This is a genomic window from uncultured Lentibacter sp. (assembly GCF_937123735.1).
GTDB lineage: Bacteria > Pseudomonadota > Alphaproteobacteria > Rhodobacterales > Rhodobacteraceae > Lentibacter.
The window spans coordinates 13,569-33,894 of the sequence record NZ_CAKZKL010000032.1 but is presented as its reverse complement, the minus strand read 5'-3'; the positions used below and the strand labels follow the sequence as shown (position 1 = coordinate 33,894).

Genomic DNA, 20,326 nt, shown 5'->3' with positions numbered 1-20,326 from the left:
GTCTGCGGCAAACAGCCAAAGGAGTGAGGCCATGTCAGGCGCAGGTGGACGAGAATATCTGGCCATACCCGGCCCCTCGGTCATGCCCGAAGCGGTTCTGCGCGCCATGCACCGCAGCGCTCCCAACATCTATGCAGGCGAGTTGCCCGATATGATGCCCGCGCTGATTGCCGGGCTCAAAGGCGTGGCGCGCACCCATCAGTTCGCCACAATCTATATCGGCAACGGCCACGCCGCATGGGAGGCCGCGTTGAGCAATATTGTCAGCCCGGGCGATACAGTGCTCGGCGTGATGAACGGCCACTTCGGGCGCGGCTGGGCGCATGTGGCCTCGGGCCTCGGCGTTGATGTGTTGCCGCTTGACTGCGGCCTGAAAGCGCCCGTGACGGGCGAGGCGCTGGAAGCCGCGCTCAGGGCCGACCGCGCAGGCAAGATCAAGGCGGTGCTCTGCACCCATGTTGATACCTCGACCTCGGTGAAAAACGATATCGCCCTTGTGCGCCAAGCGATTGACGCCGCAGGCCATGACGCGCTTTTGGCGGTCGATTGCATCGCCTCGCTCGGGTGCGATGTCTTTGAAATGGACGGCTGGGGCGTAGATGTCATGGTCGCCGCCTCCCAAAAGGGCCTCATGGTTCCGCCCGGGCTGGGCTTTGTGTTTTTTAGCGAAAAAGCCGCGCGCGCGCGGGCGCGCATGGCGCGCGTCAGCCTCTATTGGGATTGGACACCGCGCGCCACCCCCGAGGCCTTCTGGCAGTATTTCGCCGGCACCGCCCCCACCCATCACCTCTACGGGCTGCAAGCCGCCCTTGGGATGCTCCACAGCGAAGGCATGGAGGCCGTCTGGGCGCGCCACGAGAAGCTCGCCCGCGCCATCTGGGCGGCGTGTGAGACATGGGGGCAGGGCGGCCCGCTTACGCTCAATGTGCCAGAGGTGGCGCACCGCTCGACAGCCGTTACCGCGCTGCACATCGGCAAAAATGTGGGCAAACGCCTGCGCATGTGGACAGAGGGCGAGGCGGGTGTGACCCTCGGCATCGGCCTTGGCATGAGCACCGAAGACGACCCTTTGGGCGATGGTTTCTTTCGCATCGGCCATATGGGGCATGTCAACGCCCAGATGGTCATGGGGACGCTCGGCAGCATGGAGGCCGGCTTTGCCGCGCTGAACGTGCCGCGCGGCGCAGGCGCTCTGGATGCGGCGGCGCAGAGGCTGGCTTAGAAACAGCGGCGTCATATCTGCGGGAGATGTGCCCGTCAGCTCAGCGGTCTGCGGCCTTGATCCCGTTCGGGGGCACTTTGGTCTCTAAGCCGCCACGCGCGGCATTGCCGCCCCCTAGCTCTCCACCCAGAGCGTGACAGGCCCGTCATTCACCAGCGCGACCTGCATATCAGCCCCAAAGCGCCCGGTTTGCACAGGCACGCCAAGCGCGGCCAGCGCCTGGGCGAACTGCTCATAGAGCTGCTGGCCCAGCTCGGGCGCGGCGGCAGCGGAGAAGCCGGGGCGGTTGCCGCGGCTTGTGTCAGCCGCCAGGGTGAACTGGCTCACCACCAAGGCCTCGCCCGCACTCTCAAGGACAGAGCGGTTCATCTTGCCCGCCGCATCCTTGAAAATGCGCAGCTTGGAAACCTTGAGCGCCAGCTTTTGCGCCGTGGCCTCACTGTCGCCCTGCATGGCGCAGACCAAGATCAGCAGCCCGGCGCCGCAGCGCCCGATCTCTGCGCCCTCTACGGTGACACGGGCCTCGCTCACTCTTTGCAACAGCGCGCGCATGGTGTTCTCCTTTTTTGTGCCAAAAACCAGCAAAGTCACCCGCAGGTCAAGCCACTTGCCAGCCTCACCCGCGCGGGCGGTTTATTGCCAGCCAGCGCATCAGAGCATTGCGGCAGGGCGCCCAGCCATTTATGGCAGGGTCATGCGTGCTCTTGTGGCTCTTCTTCTGTGTCTGGCAGCGCCGCTTGCGGCGCATCCGCATATATTTGTCCAAACCGGCCTGCGCCTTGTGGAGCATGCCCCCGGCCAGATTGCGGGTGTCGAGGTCACATGGCGCTATGACGCGCTCTATTCCTTGCTTGTGCTGGAAGACATGGGGCTGGACGCTGATCTCGATGGGGTTTTGAGCCCGCGTGAGCAGCAGGCCCTGAGCGGATTTGACTTGAACTGGATCGACGGGTTTGAAGGCGATCTGTATCTGCATACGGCGGCGGGGCCACTGTCTCTGAGCGCGCCGCAGAACCGGGGGGCTGCGCTGGTGGAGGGCCAGATCGTCTCGCGCCACTACCGCGCCCTCGCGGGGGCGGTTTCCGCACTTACCCTCAAGGCCTTTGACCCGACCTATTACACTGCCTATGAGCTCGATCTGGGCATTGATCTTCCGGTAGGCTGTGTGGCGCAGGTGGCCAAGGCCGATGTCTCTGCTGCCAGCCAGATGGTGATGGAGTTGATGGGCGATGCCGGTGATGACCCCGAGGCCGATTTTCCCGAGGTGGGCGAGGCTTTTGCAGATGAGATCGTGGTGACATGCGCCTCTGGCTCCTGATTTTGGCCCTGCTTGCGCTTGCAGGTGGCGCGGTCTGGCTTTGGGGGCTGGGCGGTGCGGTGCAACTCTCGGCATGGGCCGCAGAGGGCCAGCGCGCGGTGCAAAACGCCATGGCGGGGCTGCTGCGCGACCTCAAAACCGGCGCGCCGGGGGCTTTCTGGGGCCTCATGGGGCTGTGCTTTGCCTATGGCTTCTTTCACGCGGCGGGGCCGGGGCACGGCAAGCTTGTCCTCGGCGGCTATGGGGCCGCCCGTCGGGTTGCGGCGCTGCGGCTTGCGGTGTTGGCCGTGCTGGCCAGCCTTGCCCAAGCGCTCTCTGCGGTGGGGCTGGTCTATGGGGGAGTCTTTTTGTTCGACCTGTCCCGCCAGAGCATGACAGGTCTGGCCGACGACTGGCTCGCGCCGGCCTCCTATATCGCGATTGCGCTGGTGGGTGTCTGGCTGGCCAGCCGTGGCGCGCGTCGGCTCTGGCAGGCCTGGCAGCACCGGAGCCACGGCCCGGACGAACCCTGTGGCTGTGGCCACGCCCACGGCCCAAGCGCTGCGGAGGCCGCAAGGGTGCAAAACCTGCGCGACGCGCTGCTGGTGATCGGCGCGGTGGCCATCCGGCCCTGCACCGGTGCGCTGTTTCTGTTGATCTTGAGCTGGCGGCTTGAGATCGACCTGACGGGAATCGCCGGAGCCTTTGTCATGGGGCTGGGCACGGCCAGCGTGACAGTGTTGGTGGCGCTGCTCTCGGTGATGATGCGCGAAACCGCTTTTGGCGCCCTTGCCAGCGCTGGGCAGACCCGCCGCCTTGCCGCCCTGCTCGAGCTGGGGGCGGGCACGCTGATTGCGCTTGTGGCGCTGTCACTGGTCTGAAGAAGGCCTGCCCGCCGCCCAGCGCTCGATCAGCACATGAAGCGCAAACCCCGTCAACAAAAGCGCCTCAAAGCCAAGTGCTGCCAGCACGAAGCCAAGCAGCCCCAACAGGTTGAGAAAGCACAGAACCCATAAAAGCGTTCTGGTGCCTTGGCTGTGAAAAGCTGTGTGATCTTGCATGAACACTCCTGTCTTGAGCGCAGCCTAGCGCGGCTGTGTCAAGATCGGGTTAAAGCCTGCAAACCGTGTGTGCGGCGCTGTGTGGGCGCAGCTTTGGAGCATTTGAGCGGCAATCGTCAGAGTGCGCGCGCGTCCGACAAGGCTCCAGGAAGGGCCGCGCGCAGGGCGGACAGATTGGCCTCTGTGCCACAGCTGACGCGGATACAGCGGTTTTGCGGGGCGACAAAGGGCATCCGCACAAAAATGCCGCGCGCCACCAGCCCGTCGAGCACGGCTTTGGCAAAAACGCCGTCCTTGCCGCAATCAAGGGCGACAAAATTGGCCGCCGAGGGCAGGGTGGTGAGGCCGTTTTCAGCGGCGATGGCGGCGATGGTGGCGCGCGCCGCCTGCACCTTGGCAACCGTTTCGGCGAGATAGGCCTGATCTTGCAAGGCTGCCAGCGCACCGATCTGGCTGGTGCGGTTCATGCCAAAATGATTGCGGATCTTGTTGAACGCGTTGATCAGCTCAGGCGCGCCGAGCGCATAGCCCACCCGCGCGCCCGCCAACCCGTAGGCCTTTGAGAAAGTGCGCATTCTGATCACTCGCGGGTCGTTGATATCGACAGGCGCCGCCGTGCCCTCGGGGGCAAATTCGATATAGGCCTCATCGAGCACCAAAAGACAGCCCTCCGGCAGCGCCTCCAGCGCTTTGAGCACCTCTGCCCCCTTGTGCCATGTGGCCATCGGGTTGTCAGGGTTGGCAAAATAGACAAGCTTGGCATCAACTTCACGCGCCTTGGCGATGAGCGCTGCCAGGTCTTCGTGATCGTCGCGGTAGGGCAATTTGTGCAGCACCCCGCCAAAGCCGGCGACATGGTAGTTGAACGTGGGGTAAGCGCCATCAGAGGTGACAACCGCATCACCCGGCGCAACCAGCAGGCGCACAAGATAGCCCAGAAGCCCGTCGATCCCCTCGCCGACCATGACAGTCTCGGGCGCGCAGCCGTGATGCGCCGCCAAAGCCTGGCGCAGGTCGTGATTCTCCGACTCGCCATACATCCAGATGTCACCAAGGCTCGCCGCCATCGCCGCCACCGCACGGGGCGAGGGGCCAAAGGCGTTTTCATTCGCGCCGATGCGGGCGGTGAAGGCCACACCCGTGGCGCGGCTGTGGGCCTCGGGGCCAACAAAAGGAACGGTTGCGGGCAAGCTCTGGGCGAGCTGTGTGAAGCGAGGCTGTGTCATGGTGCATGGTTAATCCAAACCGGGGCCGCACGGCAAGAGCGCTTGTCTGTCCGCCTCTGTTGGGGCGGGGCCTTTGCCGCTGCGTTAAGCTTTGCGCGCGCGCCGGCTGCGGTTAGGCTCGGGCCAAACAGGAGGAAAAGCCCATGGCCCGCGTTCGCACCGAAATCAAGGATCACATCGCCCATGTCGCGCTCACCCGCGCCGAGAAGATGAACGGCATCGATATCGAAATGGCCGAAGCCCTTGTGGCCGCAGGGCAGGCGCTTGTGGCTGATGAGAGCATCCGCGCCGTTGTGATGTCTGGCGAGGGGCGGGCCTTTTGCGCTGGGCTGGATGTGCAGAGCTTTGCCGTTTTGGCGGCGGGCGACCCTGAGGCACGGGTCATGCCGCGCGAGTATGGCAACACCAACCTCTTTCAAGAGTTGGTCATGGTTTGGCGGCGCGTGCCTGTGCCGGTGATCGCTGCGCTGCATGGGGTGGTCTATGGCGCGGGCTTCCAGCTGGCGCTTGGGGCCGATATCCGCATTTGCCACCCCGAAACCCAGCTGGCGGTGATGGAAATGAAATGGGGCCTTGTGCCCGATATGGGCGGGATGGTTCTCATGCCCCGGCTCACCCGCTCCGATGTGATCCGCCGGATGACTTATACGGCCGAGCCCGTAGCGGCGCAGCAGGCGCTTGATTGGGGCCTCGTGAGCGAGCTGTCCGACACCCCGCTTGAGGCGGCTCAGGCGCTGGCTGGGGTGATTGCGGGCAAAAGCCCCTCCGCCATCCGCACGGCGAAACGGCTGATTGAGCTGGCCGAAAGCGGCGCTGGGGAAGATGCGGTGCTTCTGGCTGAAAGCCGCGAGCAGACCGATCTCATCGGCAAGCCGCATCAGATGGAAGTCATCGCCGCCAATATGCAAAAACGCGCGCCGAAATTTGGCTGACGTAGGGTGCGCATTCACTGCGCACCGTCGCTCCAGCGCACGCTGCGTTAACCGGATTATGTGAACAGAAATTAACCTTTGGGCGGTGCACGCAGGGTGCACGGGGTGTGCACGCTTGTCACCCCCCTGTTTTGGCGGGCCCTGAGAGGCGTTAACCATGGCGCGCGCTCCGCTTTGGGCCTTGGACTTTTGCGCCGCATTCGCTAGACCACAGCGCAAGCGAAAGCCGCAAGAAAGGCAAACGATCATGGCGATGGAAAAGACATTTAACGCAAGCGAAGCCGAGCCGCGCCTCACCGCGATGTGGGAGGCACAAAACGCCTTTGCCGCCGGGGCCAACCGCAGCCGCGACGAGAGCTTCACCATCATGATCCCGCCCCCTAATGTGACGGGCGCTCTGCATGTGGGCCACGCCTTCAACAACACTCTGCAAGACATCCTGATCCGCTGGCACAGAATGCGCGGCTTTGACACGCTCTGGCAGCCGGGCCAGGACCATGCGGGCATCGCCACGCAGATGCAGGTCGAGAAGATGCTCGCCGCCACACAGCAGCCCTCGCGGGCCGAGCTGGGGCGGCAGAAGTTCCTCGAAAAAGTCTGGGAATGGAAGGGGCAATACGGCGGCACAATCGTGGAGCAGCTCAAGCGGCTTGGCTGCTCATGTGATTGGAATCGCAACGCTTTTACCATGGCCGGGGCTGAGGGTGATCCGCGCGTGGGCCATGAGAACTCGCCCAATTTCCATGATGCGGTCATCAAGGTTTTTGTCGAGATGTATGAGCAGGGGCTGATCTATCGCGGCAAGCGTCTGGTCAACTGGGACCCGCATTTTGAGACCGCGATTTCCGATCTTGAGGTCGAGAATATCGAGGTTGCGGGCCACATGTGGCACTTCAAATACCCGCTCGCAGGCGGGGCGACCTACACCTATGTCGAGAAAGACGAAGACGGCAATGTGACCCTCTCAGAAGAGCGCGATTACATCTCCATCGCCACCACGCGGCCCGAGACCATGCTGGGCGACGGGGCCGTGGCTGTGCACCCCGATGATGCCCGCTACGCGCCCATCGTGGGCGCGCTCTGCGAGATCCCCGTGGGGCCGAAAGAGCACCGCCGCCTGATCCCGATCATCACCGACGAATATCCTGACATGAGCTTTGGCTCGGGCGCGGTAAAGATCACCGGCGCGCATGATTTCAACGACTACGAAGTCGCCAAACGGGCGGGCATTCCGCTCTATCGCCTGATGGACACCAAAGGCGCCATGCGTGCCGATGGCGCACCTTATGACGCGGCAGCGACTGTGGCGCTGGAAGTCTCCAAGGGACTGAAAACGCTGACAGTTTCCGAAGCAGACGCGCTCAACCTCGTGCCCGAGGAGCTGCGCGGGCTGGACCGCTTTGAAGCGCGCAAAGCCGTGGTTGAACAGATCACATCCGAAGGCCTCGCCGTGATGGTGAGCGAAGAGTTCAACGACGAGGACGGCGAGACCCAAACCCGCCTTGTGCCCTATGTTGAAAACAAGCCGATCATGCAGCCCTTTGGCGACCGCTCCAAAGTGGTGATCGAGCCGATGCTGACCGACCAATGGTTTGTCGACGCCGAAAAAGTCGTCGACCCCGCGCTCGAGGCCGTGCGCTCTGGCGAGATCAAGATCATGCCGGAGAGCGGCGAGAAAACCTACTATCATTGGCTGGAAAACATCGAGCCCTGGTGCATCTCCCGTCAACTCTGGTGGGGGCATCAGATCCCGGTTTGGTATGATGCTGAGGGCCATTATTATTGCGCCGCAACGGAGGCGGAAGCCATTGAAAAAGCGGGCGGAAAGCCCCTTGAGCGTGACCCTGACGTGCTTGACACATGGTTTTCCTCTGGCCTCTGGCCCATCGGCACACTGGGCTGGCCCGAAGACACCGACGAGATGCGCCGCTACTTCCCCACAGATGTTCTGGTCACGGGCTTTGACATTCTCTTCTTCTGGGTCGCGCGGATGATCATGATGCAAAAAGCCGTTGTGAAGGAAATCCCCTTCCACACGGTCTACCTGCACCAGCTCGTGCGCGACGAGAAGGGCAAGAAAATGTCCAAAACCACGGGCAACGTGATTGACCCGCTTGAAATCGTTGATGAATTTGGCGCAGACGCGCTGCGCTTTACCAACGCGCAGATGGCGGCGCTGGGCGGGGTGCTGAAGCTCTCCAAGCAGAAGATCACGGGCTATCGCAACTTTACAACCAAGCTCTGGAACGCCGCGCGCTTTGCCGAAATGCACGAGGCCACCGGCTCTGACGGGGCCGTGCCGCAGGCCGAGGCGACCGTGAACAAATGGATTATCGGCGAGACCGCCAAAGTGCGCGAAACCGTCGATGCGGCGCTGGAAGCCTACCGCTTCAACGACGCGGCCAACGCGCTCTATGCCTTTGTCTGGGGCAAGGTGTGTGACTGGTATGTGGAGTTCTCCAAGCCCCTCCTGATGGATGCAGACGCGGCGACAAAAGCCGAAACACAGGCTGTGATGGCCTGGGTCATCGACCAATGCGTGATCCTTCTGCACCCGATCATGCCGTTTATCACCGAAGAGCTCTGGGGCACTTTGGGGAGCCGTGAGAAGATCCTCGCACACACCGACTGGCCGACATACGGCGGCGAGCTTGTCGATGCGGCGGCAGATGCCGAGATGAACTGGGTCATTGGTTTGATTGAAGAAATCCGCTCTGTGCGCGCGCAAATGCATGTGCCGGCGGGGCTGAAAGTGCCGGTTGTTGTGCGTGACATGAGCGCGGAGGCCAAGGCCGCTTTTGAGGGCAATGAAGCCTTGATCAAGAAGCTCGCGCGGATGGATGCGCTGCATGGTGTGACCACCTTCCCCAAAGGCACAGCGGCACTCAGCGTGACGGGGGCCGCCTTTGGCTTGCCCTTGGCGGATGTGATTGATGTGGGCGAAGAGAAGGCGCGGCTTGAAAAGACCCTCGGCAAACTCGCCAAGGAGATTGGCGGGATGCGGGGGCGTTTGAGCAACCCCAAGTTTGTCGCGAGCGCGCCTGATGAAGTGGTTGAAGAAACCCGCGCGAACCTTGCTGAGCGGGAGGAAGAGGAGGGGCTCATGAAGGCCGCTCTGAAGCGGCTTGAGGAGATATAGGCTTCGAATTTTGCTGCGCAAAATCCGATCCGCTGGGGGACGCTGTCCCCCAGACCGCACGCCAAGCTGGGGGACGCTGTCCCCCAGACCCCCTGGGATATTTTTGGCAATAAGAAAGCGGAAAGCGCTAGCTTCGGTCTATCTTTGTGCTCAGGTGGATCAGGCTTTCTGAGCTGCGCACCCCTTTTGCGGCGCCGATGTCGTCCAGCGTTTGATCAAGTGTTTCTGTTGTTGGCGCGCTGAGACGGGCGATGAGATCCCAGCGGCCGGATGTTGTATTGACCTGTTCGACATTTGAGAGTGTGCGCAAACGTGCGAGAACGGCCGGGCCGGAGCGCGGTTCAATCGAGATGAGCACAGTTGCCTGCAAGGCCGGTCGGGCGCTTTGGCTGCGGCGCAGCGTGTAGCCTGTGATGGCCCCGTTGTTTTCAAGCCGCTCGATACGGGCCTGCACGGTTGTGCGTGCCACGCCAAGGGTTTGCGCCATGCTTGTCACCGAACGGCGTGCATTTTCCGTGAGCAACCTGAGCAGCTTTATGTCAATTTCGTCATTTTGCATGTTTCAAAGTCAAATCGCAGTTCTATTTTGGGCATATTGCGCGAACTGCCGGAAGAAATCGACCAGAATTTGCGCCAGACTGAAAAGAAAAGCGAGGTTTGGTGATGTTGGATGTGACTTCTTTTGCGTGCCCGGAGGCGCATATTGCCAGTGTTGAGCCGGATGAGGCCGTCATGTATTTTGCAACCGATGCCTTGGCCGCGCAGGCGCGCCGGTTTGTTGACGGCTTTGCGGGCGAGGTGAGCTATGCGGTGAAGGCCAACCCAGCGAGAGAGGTGCTTGAGGGGGTATTGGGCGCAGGGATCCGTGCGTTTGATGTGGCCAGTCCGGACGAGATGCACAAGGTCCGCCGGGTGTCTCGGGAGGCGGCGTTACATTACAACAATCCGGTGCGCTCTGTCCGAGAAATCGCCGTTGGGAAGGAGATGGGCGTGGGTTCCTGGTCGGTGGATGCGCTGTCTGAGCTTGCGAAGCTTGGACCTGCTGTGCGCGACGCGGAGGAAGTTTCGGTGCGTTTCAAGCTGCCTGTGAAGGGGGCACATTATGATTTTGGGGCCAAGTTTGGGGCCACACCGCAGGCGGCTGTCGCGCTTTTGCAAGCGGTGCAGGCGGCCGGATATCGGCCTGCTCTGACGTTTCATCCCGGAACGCAATGCCATGCGCCGGAAGCTTGGGAGAGCTACATTGCCGCTGCGGCCGACATTGCGCGCGCGGCGGGTGTTTGCGTTGAGCGCTTGAATGTAGGGGGCGGATTTGCGGCCCAGCGCAGCGCACAAGCGCCTGATCTGGAGGAGGTGTTTGACCGGATTTTCCGCTGCACGCAGGCCGTGTTTGCCAGCCCGCCCAAGCTTGTGTGCGAACCCGGGCGGGCCTTGGTTGCGGAGAGTTATACGTTGGCCACACGGGTGAAGGCACTTCGCGCGGAGGGCGAGGTTTTTTTGAATGATGGGCTGTATGGTGGCTTGGCTGAGTGGCGCGATATGTCCGCATCCACGCGGGTGCGGGTCTTGGGGCATAAGGGGGCGCCACGAGGCGCACCCAGCAAGGCGTTCAAAGTGTTCGGGCCAACCTGTGACAGCCTTGACTGTCTGCCCGACCCTGTGTGCTTGCCTGCTGATCTAAAAGAAGGTGACTATGTGCTTTTTGCGGGTATGGGCGCGTATTCAATGGCGATAGCCACCGGGTTCAATGGCTATGGAATTGGCTCGGTTGTCAGGGTTCAGCGCGTTTGAGGCGCTCGCGGCTGTGCCCAGTGGCGCTAATAAAGGCTGACAATTTTGAGAAAATTGCGAGCAAGCCGTCGCGCTGTGCTCATGCTTTGCTAACGGATCCTTGCTTAGGATTGTTCTGCGGGTTTGCCCTATCAGTGCCCAAATTATGAGCTAGAGTGGGCAGTGTTACTTGACATGTGAGAGGTGTGTGCAAGAGCTGAGCATCAGAGGCAGGGCTGGATATGTCACTACATGGGATTGGAAAACGCCTTTTTGGCCTGATCTGGCCAGCGGAACGGCAGCGCCGCGTGGCGCATGGGCGCCTGCGAGGCCCTGTGGACCATGTGATTGTGCTGGATGGGACCATGTCCTCTCTCAAGCCTGGGCATGAGACCAACGCGGGGTTGACCTATCGGTTGTTAAGCGAAGTTGGGGCGCCCGTTTCGGTTTATTATGAAGCCGGGGTGCAGTGGCAGGATTGGCGGAGCACCCACCATGTTTTATTGGGGCGCGGGGTTAACCGTCAGATCAAACGTGCTTTCGGATATTTGGCTTCGCGGTATCGTCCGGGAGACAGAATTTTCTTCTTTGGATATTCGCGCGGTGCTTATGCGGTGCGCTCGCTGGCGGGCATATTGGATGCTGTGGGCCTGTTGCGCGCGCAAATGGCGACGGAGCGAAATGTTGAGCAAGCCTACCGCCTGTATCAGCAAGGTGCGGGCTCTGAGACGCTTGCCGCCTTTCGCAAAGCCTACTGCCATGCGCAGGTTGATGTGGAAATGGTGGGTGTCTGGGACACGGTGAAGGCGCTTGGAGCGCCGTTTTTGCCTCGTATTTTCAAAGACACCCACGGGTTTCACAACCACCAGCTCGGGGCCGCTGTGCGCCACGGCTATCAAGCTTTGGCGCTGCATGAAACCCGCGTGGTGTTTGAGCCTGTTTTGTGGGAGTGCCCCAAGGATTGGCAAGGACGGGTTGAGCAGGTCTGGTTTCCGGGAACTCATGGGGATGTTGGAGGTCAGGTTGCGGGGGACACGCCGGCGCGCCTCTTGTCCAATATTCCTTTGGTGTGGATGCTGGAGAAAGCAGAGCGCTGTGGCCTGCCTTTGCCAGAGAACTGGCGGCTGCGTTATGCGCAAGATCCGCTCGCGAAATCTGTTGGAACCTGGGCGGGCTGGGGCAAGCTCTTTTGGGTGCGCGCGCGCCGTAGGGTGGGATATGGCGCTTGTGAAAGCCTGCATGAAAGTGTGGAGGCCCGGGCCCTTGCGGCCGGGGTTGCGCCAAGCTCTCCCAAGATTTCTGCCCGCGCGCGCGTGGCGCGCTGACCCAAACGTTACAAAAAGGCTTTCATGTGAAATGCGGATTGCTCTGGCAAACGGCCAAAGCCTTCTGACACCGGACAGGCGCGCCGCACCCGACAGCCTTGTTCAAGGCAGTCCTGCCCTTGTGGTGTGGCCAGATGGGCCTGGCAGGCGGCAACATCATAAGGCAGGCTGGCAGTGAGCGCTTTCACGGGGCAGGCTGTGAGGCAGGGTTGGCTTGTGCAGCTATTGCAGGGGTTTTCTGCGGGTCGCTTCGCAAGTGGGTGGCACCCCGCAAAGCGCACGGCACCACGAAAAGAGATCATGAGCCCCGCGTGGACATGAACGAGCATCCCGACCGGGGCTTGCCAGGCCTCGCCACTTTCTTGCGCCCAGCGTTGAAACGCAGGGTAGGGCGGCCCATCGGAGGGAAACACGGCCCGGCCCCCCCAGGCGGTGGCCAAGGTTTGAATGATCCGTTTGGACCAGCGGTCCAGCGGATCAGGGGCACCATCCCGATATTCTGGGGAGGTTGTGAACCGGGGCCAGAATTCGGGCTCATGTGGCCCGAGCAGAACAACCGTATCGCTGCCGTCATGGAGCGTGCCAACAACGGTGAGCGCTTTGGATTCTGGCGTCGGATCTAGCGTTTCGCGAAGGGCAGCCATAGGCTCCATCCGAGTTTTGTTGGCCGCTCATCTTGCCATTCCAGGCCGATTTTCATCTGTTCATGGCCCGCTGCGGGCTGGGCGATATATGTGCCAAACAGCCTGTCCCAGATTGCGAGGGAAAACCCGTAATTGCTGTCATGCTCGGCCCGCAGCACCGAATGGTGCACACGGTGCATATCGGGCGTGACCAAAAACAGCCGCAAACGCCGGTCAAGCCAGAGCGGGAGGGCCAGGTTGGAATGGTTGAACAGCGCTGTGCCGTTGAGCAGGATTTCAAACACCACAATTGCCAGTGCAGCGGGGCCGAGCAGATAGACAAGCCCAATCTTCAGCCCCATGGACAAGGCTATTTCAACGGGATGAAAGCGAATCGCGGTCGTAACATCTAATTCGGTATCCGCATGGTGAACGCGGTGCAGCCGCCAGAGCAAAGGCACCTTGTGAGTGATCAAATGTTGCAGCCAGATTGCAAAATCAAAGAAAAGCACCGCCAGAAGGATTTCAATCCAGCTTGGCCAGGTCAGGACATTGAAGAGCCCCCAGCCGTTTTGGCCCGCGTCCAAGGCCGCGCCAACGGCCAACAGCGGCAGGGCGAAAGCAAGCAGGCGTAAAGCCACTGTGTTGAGCAAGGAGATGGCCCAATTCGTGAGCCAGCGCTTGCGCCGTGGCAAGGCTCTTACCCGCCGTGGCAGCAGCGCCTCACCCAGCGCAAGTGCACTGAACAACCCCAAAAAGATCGCAAGACGTATGAGGGCTTCATGCTCCATTCTCGGAATATGATGTCACCGGAGCGCCAGCGCAAGTCAAGGCTGCGTCAGCCGCGGATCAGCGTCCCCGCCCCTTGTGAGGTATAAAGCTCCAGCAGGCAGGCATTGGGCGCGCGCCCGTCCAGAATAACCACACCGCGCACCCCCCCGGAAATGGCCGTGAGCGCTGTTTCGGTCTTCGGGATCATGCCGCCAGCGATGGTGCCATTGGCCACCATATCGCGAATAGATTGCGAGGTGAGCTCGCTCAAGACTTCGCCAGAGGCGTCCTTCACACCCTCCACATCGGTGAGCAGCAACAGGCGGTCAGCCTTCAGCGCGGCGGCTACGGCCCCGGCGGCGGTGTCGCCATTGACATTGAAGGTCTCTCCGTTTTGGCCCGCGCCGATCGGAGCAATCACCGGGATCACACCTTTTTCAAACAGATCATGCAGGATGCTCGGATCCATTTGCGAAGGGGTGCCAACAAAACCCAAGTCAGGGTTGGTTTGTTCGCAGAGCATGAGATTTGCGTCTTTGCCGGATAGGCCCACCGCCTTGCCCCCCTGGCGGTTGATGGCTTGCACAATCCGCTTGCCGACGAGTCCTGACAAGACCATCTCGACCACCTCGACGGTGGCTTCATCGGTGACGCGCTTGCCATTGACAAACTGGCTCTCAATGCCGAGTGCGGCGAGCTTTTCGTTTATCATTGGCCCGCCACCATGAACGATCACAGGGTTTACGCCCACCATCTGCATGAGCACAATATCGCGGGCAAATTCGTCCATCGCGGCATCATCCCCCATGGCATGACCCCCGAATTTGACCACCACAATGGCTCCGGTGTAGCGCTGCAAATTGGGCAGGGCCTGGTTGAGGGTGCGGGCCGTGGCGGTCCAATCGCTGTTTTTGGTTTGTGTTGTCATGACAGGCGCCTTGTTGAAGTTGCGCGATTTGAACTGATTAGACACTGCCGTGCAAGCCGTGGTTTGGCGAACGGCTGTCTGGCTAGACCAGCGTGGCGATCACGGCACGCAGGGTTTCTATCCCGTCGCCCTTTTCACTGGATGTCAGAATAATCTCTGGGAAGGCGGCTGGGTGTTTGGCCAATGCCTTGCGGGTGGCTTCGATGGCGCGTGCGCGGTCGGCATCCTTGACCTTGTCTGATTTGGTCAGAACGCATTGGAATGTGACGGCGGCACTGTCCAGCAGGCTCATGATTTCCTCATCCACGGGCTTTACGCCATGGCGGGCGTCCACCAAGACAAAGGCGCGGCGCAGGCTTTGCCGCCCGGAGAGATATTGCTTTAGGAGCCGTTGCCACTTTTCAACCACAGCCAGCGGCGCATTGGCAAAGCCGTAGCCGGGCAAGTCAACCAGATAGTGGCTTTCTGCGATGTTGAAAAAGTTTATTTCCTGTGTGCGCCCCGGGGTGTTTGAAGCGCGAGCCAGCCCTTTTCTGTTGGTTAAGGCATTGATCAGGCTCGATTTCCCGACATTGGAACGCCCCGCAAAACAGACTTCCAACCGGTCGGCTTCGGGCAAGCCGGACATGGCGACAACGCCTTTGACAAATTCGGCCGTGCCACCAGCAAACAGCTTGCGGCCCTTTTCGCGGGTGAGATCGTCCGGCGTTTCGGCGAGAGGGAAGGGAAGTTGCATTACAGCACCTTTGCTTGATCGTTTAGGCCAACGCGGCCCGACTGCACAACCTCAGCATATACACCAAAATCCTGATGACCCCAGCCTTCATTGAGCAAAGCCAGCGTATCGGTGTCGCGTTGCCCAGACTTGGGGGAGGCCATGGTGTGTTTGCAACGCAGGATCCGCTCTTTGACTTCCAGTATGGCGGTGCCAATTTGAAGGTGCTTGCCAATCCAGTCGAACTCTTCCCAAGGCGCAAAGCCCTCAAGCCAGATGTTGCCGCGCCAGCGCTCGGTTTCCAGCTTGCGGCCCAGACGCCCCTCAACAGATTTGTGCGATGCCATATTCATCACGGAAACCGACGGAAAAGCTGTGTCGGTAAAACCCCGTGTCGCCCCGCGAACCACCCGTGCAGAGCGCGCTCGGTTGTCCGGGATCAGCGGGCCGGCCCAGGCGATAAGCTTCTCACCCTCGCGGTCCGGATCAAAATCCAGATCGTCCAGCGCGGGATGCGTGAGGCTCAGGCGGCCTGTGGCTTCGTTTAGCTGCGCCGTGATGGCCGCAAGGCGCGGCGCTTTCGTCCCGATCGAGAAGTTTTGGCACGGGGCCCAGGCTGTGCCATCTGCGTCTGACAGCTCGTGGGCCACCGCCCAGTGGCGGTCCCAAGGCAGGGTCTGATGCGCAGTAAGCGCCACGGCACCCAGCATCTCGCGCCCGTGACTTTTCACGGGGTAGCGCCAAAGCTGGGTGACCTGCGGGCTCATTCGGCGTCTTTGCTCGCCCGCTTGAAGCTTGACCGGATGTTGCCAAACACATCAGGCTTGTAGCCGTGGCTGCGCATGATCAGGTATTGTTGGGTGAACGTGATTGTGTTGTTTGCAATCCAGTAAATCACCAACCCAGAGGCAAAGCTGCCCAGCATGAACATGAACACCCATGGCATCCAGGCAAATATCTGTTGCTGGATCGGATCGCTGGGCGCCGGATTGAGCTTTTGCTGAAGCCACATGGTGATCCCGAGGAGCAAGGGAAGAATGCCGATAAAGACCAGCGCCATGATCGAGCCAGGCTCGGGGGCAGCCCATGGGAAAATGCCGAAGAGGTTGAAAATCGAAGATGTATCCGGCGCCGAGAGATCCTTGATCCAACCGATCCAGGGGGCGTGGCGCAATTCCAGCGTGACAAAGATTACCTTGTAAAGAGAGAAGAAAATCGGGATCTGCATCAGAATTGGAAGGCAGCCCGCAGCAGGGTTGACCTTCTCTTTCTTGTAAAGCGCCATCATCTCCTGCTGAACTTTCTGACGGTCATCGCCAGCTTGTTCCTTGATCTTCTCCATTTGCGGTTGCAGCTCTTTCATCTTTGCCATGGAGGCATAAGACTTGTAGGCAAGCGGGAAAAGCACGAGCTTGATGATGAAAGTCAGGCCAATGATCGCCCAGCCCATATTGCCAATCATGGCATGAAGGTAGTGCAGCAGCCAGAACATCGGCTTGGTAATGAAGAAGAACCATCCCCAATCGATGCTGTCGAGAAACTTTGGAATGCCGCCATCATCCTGGTAGGTGCGAATGGTTTCCCATTCTTTTGCCCCCGCAAACAGGCGGGAAGACACGCGCAGGCTCTGCCCTGTGGCGAGCGTCTCCGTTTTGTGTTTGGCTGTGGTCTGATAAATATCGCGTTGCGTGTCTTTGAAGGCGCTTATTTTTGCGCCCGGTTGGTCAACAATCAGAGTTGTCATCCAGTAATGGTCTGTGAAACCCGTCCAGCCTTTGTCGCCGACCAAGTGTTCTTCGTGGCTGCGTGCCGATTCGAAATCGGAGTAGTCCGTCTCGGTCAGCTCTCCGGCCACATGGCGGATTGCGCCTTCGTGCAAGATGAAGAAATTCTTGAGATCAGCGGGCTCGCCATGGCGCGCAATGGTGCCGTAGGGCGCGAGGCTGACAGCTCCGGCTCCGGTGTTGCTGACCGATTGGGTGATCGTGAACAGATAATCTTCATCCAGAGCGATTTCGCGCTGAAACTGGAGCCCAGCCCCATTGTCCCAACCGAGGGTGATTGGCGTTGACGGGGTTAACCTATCGCCGCGCACCAAGGACCAGACCGTATTGGGCCCGGGCACAAGCTCTGCGGTGAGGCCCGCGCCGGGCGCCCAGCCATAGAGCGCATAATAGGCATTGTCCGAGCTTGTGGGCTTGAGCAAAGGCACGATGTCACTGTCTTGAGCCAGGTTCTCGCGATAATTCTTGAGCTTAAGCTCGTCAAAGCGCCCCCCCAAAAGGGAAATCGTGCCCTCAAGGCGCTCGCTCTGCACTTTGATACGGGGGGCATCAACGCCGGGTTTGGCCGCCGCCGCGGCGGGCGCTTGGGTGTCTTGTGCGGCAAGAGGGGTGCTGGCAATGGTTTCGGATGTGGTCTGACTGCTTGGCGCATTCGCGGCAAGCTGCTCGGCTGTGGGTTCGGGGGGCGGGAAGAAATAGCTCCATCCCAAGATAACAAGCATACTAAGCGCAACCGCGAGAATGAGGTTCTTGTTCTGATCGTCCATGGAGACCCGGGCCCTTTACCTTTGAGAGTGAGGCAGGTTCAACAGAGTGCGGGCACGAAGGTCAAGCAGTTATTGCGTCAATGGGGCAAAAGGCACCGGGATCGGCGCACCTCTGCGCCTTGTTGCCGCGCGCTAGGTTTCTTGCGCGCTCGGTCGGATTGTCTGGGTCAAATCGTCTGGGGCGGGTTGGCGTGTCTCAGCAGAGCGCGCGCCGGGCACGGGCGTGTTGAGCCCCGCAACACGACGGCGCGCCTTGGGGGCCACTCAACTCAAGCCCCCTTTGATTTGAGGCAAAGCGCCCAGAGAGGCCGTATGGGTTTGCAGCCATTTGAGCGTTTCCTCAAAGGGCATCGGGCGGGCAATGGCATAGCCCTGCACATGTGAACACCCCAGTTGGCCCAGCATGGCGTGCTCGCCGGCGGTTTCTACGCCTTCTGCCAGGGTTTCCAGCCCGAGCCGCTCTGCCATGGTCTGGATGGCCGAGACCATGCGCTGTTGCTCTTGGTCCTTGTCAACTCGGGTGATGAAAGAACGGTCAATCTTGATCCGTTCGATGGCAAAACGCCTGATCGAGGTGATTGAGGCATGGCCTGTTCCAAAGTCATCCAGATCAATGCGACAGCCCATTTTGGCAAGCGCTGCAAGGTTGCGCGCGGCGGCATCTTCGGGCGACCCGGCCACAATCGTTTCAAGAACTTCAATCGTCAGCCTTTCCGGTGGCAAATCAAACCGGTCAAGATCCCAGCGCAGCTTTTCAGCCAGCTTGGGATTGCGCAGTTCTTCCGCTGAAAAATTAACCGAGACACAGGGCACAAAAAATCCGGTCTGATCCCAGGCTTTGAGAGCTGAGAGCGCGCCATACAAAACCACCTCCCCCAACCGTTCAAGCTGACCGGTATCTTGTAACACGGGCAGAAACTCGGCTGGTGTGACCGTGCCGCGCTTGGGGTGATGCCAGCGGGCGAGTGCCTCAAAGCCTGTCACGCGCCCCGTATCTGTGGAGATCTGAGGCTGAAACCAAGGGGTGATCTCGCCATTGTCCAACGCATGAAACGCGTCTCTGGCCATGGCTTCACGTTTCACGGTGGTCTCTCCCATTTCGCGGCTATAGGCGCGGATCGAGGAGGGCGCATTGCGGCAGGCTTCGTTCAAGGCCGTTTCGGTGGCCTTCAAAATGGAGCAAGCCGTCGGCTCGGGGCTGCGCAAGCTGAGACAGAAACCCACCCCACAGCTCACAAAAAGCGCCTGCATATCGACAGATACCGGCTCTTCCGCCGCAGATTGCAGCCGGGCGGCGAGCTGAAGGGCGCTTTCAAGCTCAAAATGTGGAACCGGAGCAATCAATACCGCATAACGCGCCCCGCCCAGCCAGAAAACCTTATCGTCTTCACGCAAGATGGCACGGAACCGCTCGCCCAGCCGCTCCAGCAGTGTGTCACCGGCTTTTTGGCCATATCGCTGCACAAGCGCTTCAAATTCTTCGAGCTGAATATAGAGCAGGGCCGATTTTCGGCTGCTTTCCGAGCAGACTGTGAGGGTTTCGCTCAAGTCTTGCTCCAAGCGCTCCAGAGTGGGCAGGCCGGTCACCGCGTCAACCTCGCGGGTGCGCAGCGCCCGGGCCTCGCGCAGGGTGCCTGCCAGCAGGTAAAGCAAAGGCAAGCCCAGCGCGACCATCACCAAGGCGAGCTCGCCCGCAGCCCAGAAGGCGCTGAGCGCGAGCGCAGGCACAAAGGCGAGCATATGCGGCCCAAGCAGCCAGTTGCGCAGCAACCTTAACTTGTCACCCTTTGACTTTGCCGTCGTCCAAACCATTACACTCGGTCCTCAAATCACCTTGATCTGAGGCTAGCGCAAGAGTCTCAACAGCCCCTTAACGGAACAGGGCAGGCAGGTCGTTTTGCGGATATTTTTCCTGTGGGTTGCGAGAAAGATTTTTGAAATCAAAGAGTTCAGGGTCAAGAAGGTGGCTGGGCCGCGCGTTCATCAGGGCACGAAACATCACCTGTCTGCGGCCCGGGCTGTTCTTTTCCCAGCCGTCCAAAATCTGTTTGACCTGCTGGCGCTGCAAGCCGTCTTGAGAGCCACAAAGGTCGCACGGGATGATCGGGTAGTTGAGGTCACGGGCAAATTTCTCACAGTCAGCCTCGGCCACATGTGCGAGCGGGCGATACAAAAACAGATCGCCCTCCTCGTTGAGCAGCTTGGGTGGCATGGTCGCCAGGCGGCCGCCATGAAAGAGATTCATGAAAAATGTCTCTAAAATGTCGTCGCGGTGGTGGCCCAGCACAACGGCGGTGCAGCCCTCTTCGCGCGCAATGCGGTAGAGGTTGCCGCGCCTCAGCCGCGAGCAGAGCGCACAAAAGGTGCGCCCTTCGGGCACTTTGTCCATCACGATCGAATAGGTATCCTGATACTCGATCCGGTGCGGCACGCCGCGCTCTTCCAGGAATTTTGGCAAGACCGTTGCGGGAAAGCCCGGTTGCCCCTGATCAAGGTTGCAGGCCAGCAGCTCCACGGGCAAAAGCCCGCGCCATTTCAGCTCGTAAAGCACCGCCAGAAGTGTGTAGCTGTCCTTGCCGCCCGACAGGCAGACAAGCCATTTGCCGCCCGGTTCGATCATGCCATACTGCTCGATCGCCTCGCGCGTCTGTTGCACGATGCGTTTGCGCAGCTTCTTGAACTCGGTGCTTTTGGGAGCGCCGTGAAAGAGCGGGTGGATGTCGTCTGGCTTGTCTAACATGGCTGTGCCAATAGCCGCTTGCGCGG

19 protein-coding genes are annotated in these 20,326 nt (G+C 60.5%); 7 read left to right on the top strand and 12 right to left on the bottom strand.

Annotated elements, in window-relative coordinates:
• Positions 1 to 31 precede the first annotated feature (31 nt).
• The gene (locus Q0478_RS10120; protein WP_298678896.1) at positions 32 to 1,222 is read left to right on the top strand and encodes an aminotransferase class V-fold PLP-dependent enzyme; all 1,191 of its coding nucleotides are present in this window, start codon (positions 32 to 34) and stop codon (positions 1,220 to 1,222) included.
• Between the two features lie 114 nt (positions 1,223 to 1,336).
• Here Q0478_RS10120 and dtd read toward each other — a convergent pair whose 3' ends face one another.
• Positions 1,337 to 1,774 carry a D-aminoacyl-tRNA deacylase gene (gene dtd / locus Q0478_RS10115; protein WP_298678894.1) on the bottom strand — a complete coding sequence of 146 codons (438 nt, stop codon included), beginning with the start codon at positions 1,772 to 1,774 and terminating at the stop codon, positions 1,337 to 1,339.
• A 142-nt stretch (positions 1,775 to 1,916) separates the two neighbouring features.
• Between dtd and Q0478_RS10110 the strand changes: the two genes are divergently transcribed.
• Positions 1,917 to 2,540, top strand: a complete 624-nt coding sequence (locus Q0478_RS10110; RefSeq protein WP_298678892.1) for a DUF1007 family protein — start codon at positions 1,917 to 1,919, stop codon at positions 2,538 to 2,540.
• Positions 2,522 to 3,400 (top strand): hypothetical protein, encoded by an 879-nt coding sequence (locus Q0478_RS10105; RefSeq protein WP_298678891.1) that lies wholly within the window; start codon positions 2,522 to 2,524, stop codon positions 3,398 to 3,400. The genes Q0478_RS10110 and Q0478_RS10105 overlap by 19 nt, the downstream gene beginning before the upstream one ends.
• On the opposite strand, the gene Q0478_RS10100 is transcribed toward Q0478_RS10105, so the two are convergent.
• Positions 3,389 to 3,580, bottom strand: a complete 192-nt coding sequence (locus Q0478_RS10100) for a hypothetical protein (RefSeq protein ID WP_298678890.1) — start codon at positions 3,578 to 3,580, stop codon at positions 3,389 to 3,391. The two genes, Q0478_RS10105 and Q0478_RS10100, sit on opposite strands and share 12 nt — an antisense overlap.
• 116 nt (positions 3,581 to 3,696) lie before the next feature.
• Positions 3,697 to 4,806 carry a pyridoxal phosphate-dependent aminotransferase gene (locus tag Q0478_RS10095; RefSeq protein ID WP_298678889.1) on the bottom strand — a complete coding sequence of 370 codons (1,110 nt, stop codon included), beginning with the start codon at positions 4,804 to 4,806 and terminating at the stop codon, positions 3,697 to 3,699.
• A gap of 143 nt (positions 4,807 to 4,949) precedes the next feature.
• Here Q0478_RS10095 and Q0478_RS10090 point away from each other — a divergent pair, with 143 nt between their 5' ends.
• Both Q0478_RS10090 and Q0478_RS10085 read left to right on the top strand, forming a co-directional pair.
• Positions 4,950 to 5,738 (top strand): crotonase/enoyl-CoA hydratase family protein, encoded by a 789-nt coding sequence (locus Q0478_RS10090; protein ID WP_298678888.1) that lies wholly within the window; start codon positions 4,950 to 4,952, stop codon positions 5,736 to 5,738.
• Positions 5,739 to 5,985: 247 nt separating this feature from the next.
• Positions 5,986 to 8,877: a valine--tRNA ligase gene (locus Q0478_RS10085; protein ID WP_298678887.1), complete on the top strand. Its 2,892-nt coding sequence runs from the start codon at positions 5,986 to 5,988 to the stop codon at positions 8,875 to 8,877.
• A gap of 127 nt (positions 8,878 to 9,004) precedes the next feature.
• Here Q0478_RS10085 and Q0478_RS10080 read toward each other — a convergent pair whose 3' ends face one another.
• Entirely contained in the window at positions 9,005 to 9,436 is a 432-nt protein-coding gene (locus tag Q0478_RS10080) for an Lrp/AsnC family transcriptional regulator (RefSeq protein ID WP_298678886.1), read from the bottom strand.
• A gap of 104 nt (positions 9,437 to 9,540) precedes the next feature.
• Between Q0478_RS10080 and Q0478_RS10075 the strand changes: the two genes are divergently transcribed.
• Positions 9,541 to 10,668: a type III PLP-dependent enzyme gene (locus Q0478_RS10075; RefSeq protein WP_298678884.1), complete on the top strand. Its 1,128-nt coding sequence runs from the start codon at positions 9,541 to 9,543 to the stop codon at positions 10,666 to 10,668.
• Positions 10,669 to 10,889: 221 nt separating this feature from the next.
• Positions 10,890 to 11,972: a DUF2235 domain-containing protein gene (locus Q0478_RS10070; protein ID WP_298678882.1), complete on the top strand. Its 1,083-nt coding sequence runs from the start codon at positions 10,890 to 10,892 to the stop codon at positions 11,970 to 11,972.
• Between the two features lie 8 nt (positions 11,973 to 11,980).
• Here Q0478_RS10070 and Q0478_RS10065 read toward each other — a convergent pair whose 3' ends face one another.
• From Q0478_RS10065 to ttcA, 8 genes are all read right to left on the bottom strand, one after another.
• Positions 11,981 to 12,616 carry a ferredoxin gene (locus Q0478_RS10065; protein WP_298678880.1) on the bottom strand — a complete coding sequence of 212 codons (636 nt, stop codon included), beginning with the start codon at positions 12,614 to 12,616 and terminating at the stop codon, positions 11,981 to 11,983.
• A complete protein-coding gene (locus Q0478_RS10060; RefSeq protein WP_298678878.1) occupies positions 12,592 to 13,386 on the bottom strand; it encodes a sterol desaturase family protein in 795 nt (264 codons plus the stop codon). Before Q0478_RS10060 ends, Q0478_RS10065 begins: the two co-directional genes overlap by 25 nt.
• Positions 13,387 to 13,433: 47 nt before the next feature.
• Positions 13,434 to 14,294: an acetylglutamate kinase gene (gene argB / locus Q0478_RS10055; RefSeq protein ID WP_298678876.1), complete on the bottom strand. Its 861-nt coding sequence runs from the start codon at positions 14,292 to 14,294 to the stop codon at positions 13,434 to 13,436.
• Between the two features lie 82 nt (positions 14,295 to 14,376).
• Positions 14,377 to 15,030, bottom strand: a complete 654-nt coding sequence (yihA, locus tag Q0478_RS10050) for a ribosome biogenesis GTP-binding protein YihA/YsxC (RefSeq protein ID WP_298678874.1) — start codon at positions 15,028 to 15,030, stop codon at positions 14,377 to 14,379.
• Positions 15,030 to 15,776, bottom strand: coding sequence for an MOSC N-terminal beta barrel domain-containing protein (locus tag Q0478_RS10045; RefSeq protein WP_298678872.1), 747 nt, complete (start codon positions 15,774 to 15,776; stop codon positions 15,030 to 15,032). Before Q0478_RS10045 ends, yihA begins: the two co-directional genes overlap by 1 nt.
• Positions 15,773 to 17,560, bottom strand: a complete 1,788-nt coding sequence (yidC, locus tag Q0478_RS10040; RefSeq protein WP_298678870.1) for a membrane protein insertase YidC — start codon at positions 17,558 to 17,560, stop codon at positions 15,773 to 15,775. Before yidC ends, Q0478_RS10045 begins: the two co-directional genes overlap by 4 nt.
• Before the next feature lie 264 nt (positions 17,561 to 17,824).
• A complete protein-coding gene (locus tag Q0478_RS10035) occupies positions 17,825 to 19,372 on the bottom strand; it encodes a bifunctional diguanylate cyclase/phosphodiesterase (protein WP_298678868.1) in 1,548 nt (515 codons plus the stop codon).
• A gap of 58 nt (positions 19,373 to 19,430) precedes the next feature.
• A complete protein-coding gene (ttcA, locus tag Q0478_RS10030) occupies positions 19,431 to 20,300 on the bottom strand; it encodes a tRNA 2-thiocytidine(32) synthetase TtcA (protein WP_298678867.1) in 870 nt (289 codons plus the stop codon).
• Positions 20,301 to 20,326: the final 26 nt, after the last annotated feature.

Coding starts and splice junctions, on each gene's coding strand:
- Q0478_RS10090 (WP_298678888.1), top strand. CDS start 4,950: ATGGCCCGCGTTCGCACCGAAATCAAGGATCACATCGCCCATGTCGCG.
- Q0478_RS10070 (WP_298678882.1), top strand. CDS start 10,890: ATGTCACTACATGGGATTGGAAAACGCCTTTTTGGCCTGATCTGGCCA.
- Q0478_RS10110 (WP_298678892.1), top strand. CDS start 1,917: ATGCGTGCTCTTGTGGCTCTTCTTCTGTGTCTGGCAGCGCCGCTTGCG.
- Q0478_RS10120 (WP_298678896.1), top strand. CDS start 32: ATGTCAGGCGCAGGTGGACGAGAATATCTGGCCATACCCGGCCCCTCG.
- Q0478_RS10080 (WP_298678886.1), bottom strand. CDS start 9,436: ATGCAAAATGACGAAATTGACATAAAGCTGCTCAGGTTGCTCACGGAA.
- yidC (WP_298678870.1), bottom strand. CDS start 17,560: ATGGACGATCAGAACAAGAACCTCATTCTCGCGGTTGCGCTTAGTATG.
- Q0478_RS10065 (WP_298678880.1), bottom strand. CDS start 12,616: ATGGCTGCCCTTCGCGAAACGCTAGATCCGACGCCAGAATCCAAAGCG.
- Q0478_RS10035 (WP_298678868.1), bottom strand. CDS start 19,372: ATGGTTTGGACGACGGCAAAGTCAAAGGGTGACAAGTTAAGGTTGCTG.
- Q0478_RS10105 (WP_298678891.1), top strand. CDS start 2,522: ATGCGCCTCTGGCTCCTGATTTTGGCCCTGCTTGCGCTTGCAGGTGGC.
- Q0478_RS10075 (WP_298678884.1), top strand. CDS start 9,541: ATGTTGGATGTGACTTCTTTTGCGTGCCCGGAGGCGCATATTGCCAGT.
- Q0478_RS10085 (WP_298678887.1), top strand. CDS start 5,986: ATGGCGATGGAAAAGACATTTAACGCAAGCGAAGCCGAGCCGCGCCTC.
- argB (WP_298678876.1), bottom strand. CDS start 14,294: ATGACAACACAAACCAAAAACAGCGATTGGACCGCCACGGCCCGCACC.
- Q0478_RS10060 (WP_298678878.1), bottom strand. CDS start 13,386: ATGGAGCATGAAGCCCTCATACGTCTTGCGATCTTTTTGGGGTTGTTC.
- yihA (WP_298678874.1), bottom strand. CDS start 15,030: ATGCAACTTCCCTTCCCTCTCGCCGAAACGCCGGACGATCTCACCCGC.
- ttcA (WP_298678867.1), bottom strand. CDS start 20,300: ATGTTAGACAAGCCAGACGACATCCACCCGCTCTTTCACGGCGCTCCC.
- dtd (WP_298678894.1), bottom strand. CDS start 1,774: ATGCGCGCGCTGTTGCAAAGAGTGAGCGAGGCCCGTGTCACCGTAGAG.
- Q0478_RS10045 (WP_298678872.1), bottom strand. CDS start 15,776: ATGAGCCCGCAGGTCACCCAGCTTTGGCGCTACCCCGTGAAAAGTCAC.
- Q0478_RS10095 (WP_298678889.1), bottom strand. CDS start 4,806: ATGACACAGCCTCGCTTCACACAGCTCGCCCAGAGCTTGCCCGCAACC.
- Q0478_RS10100 (WP_298678890.1), bottom strand. CDS start 3,580: ATGCAAGATCACACAGCTTTTCACAGCCAAGGCACCAGAACGCTTTTA.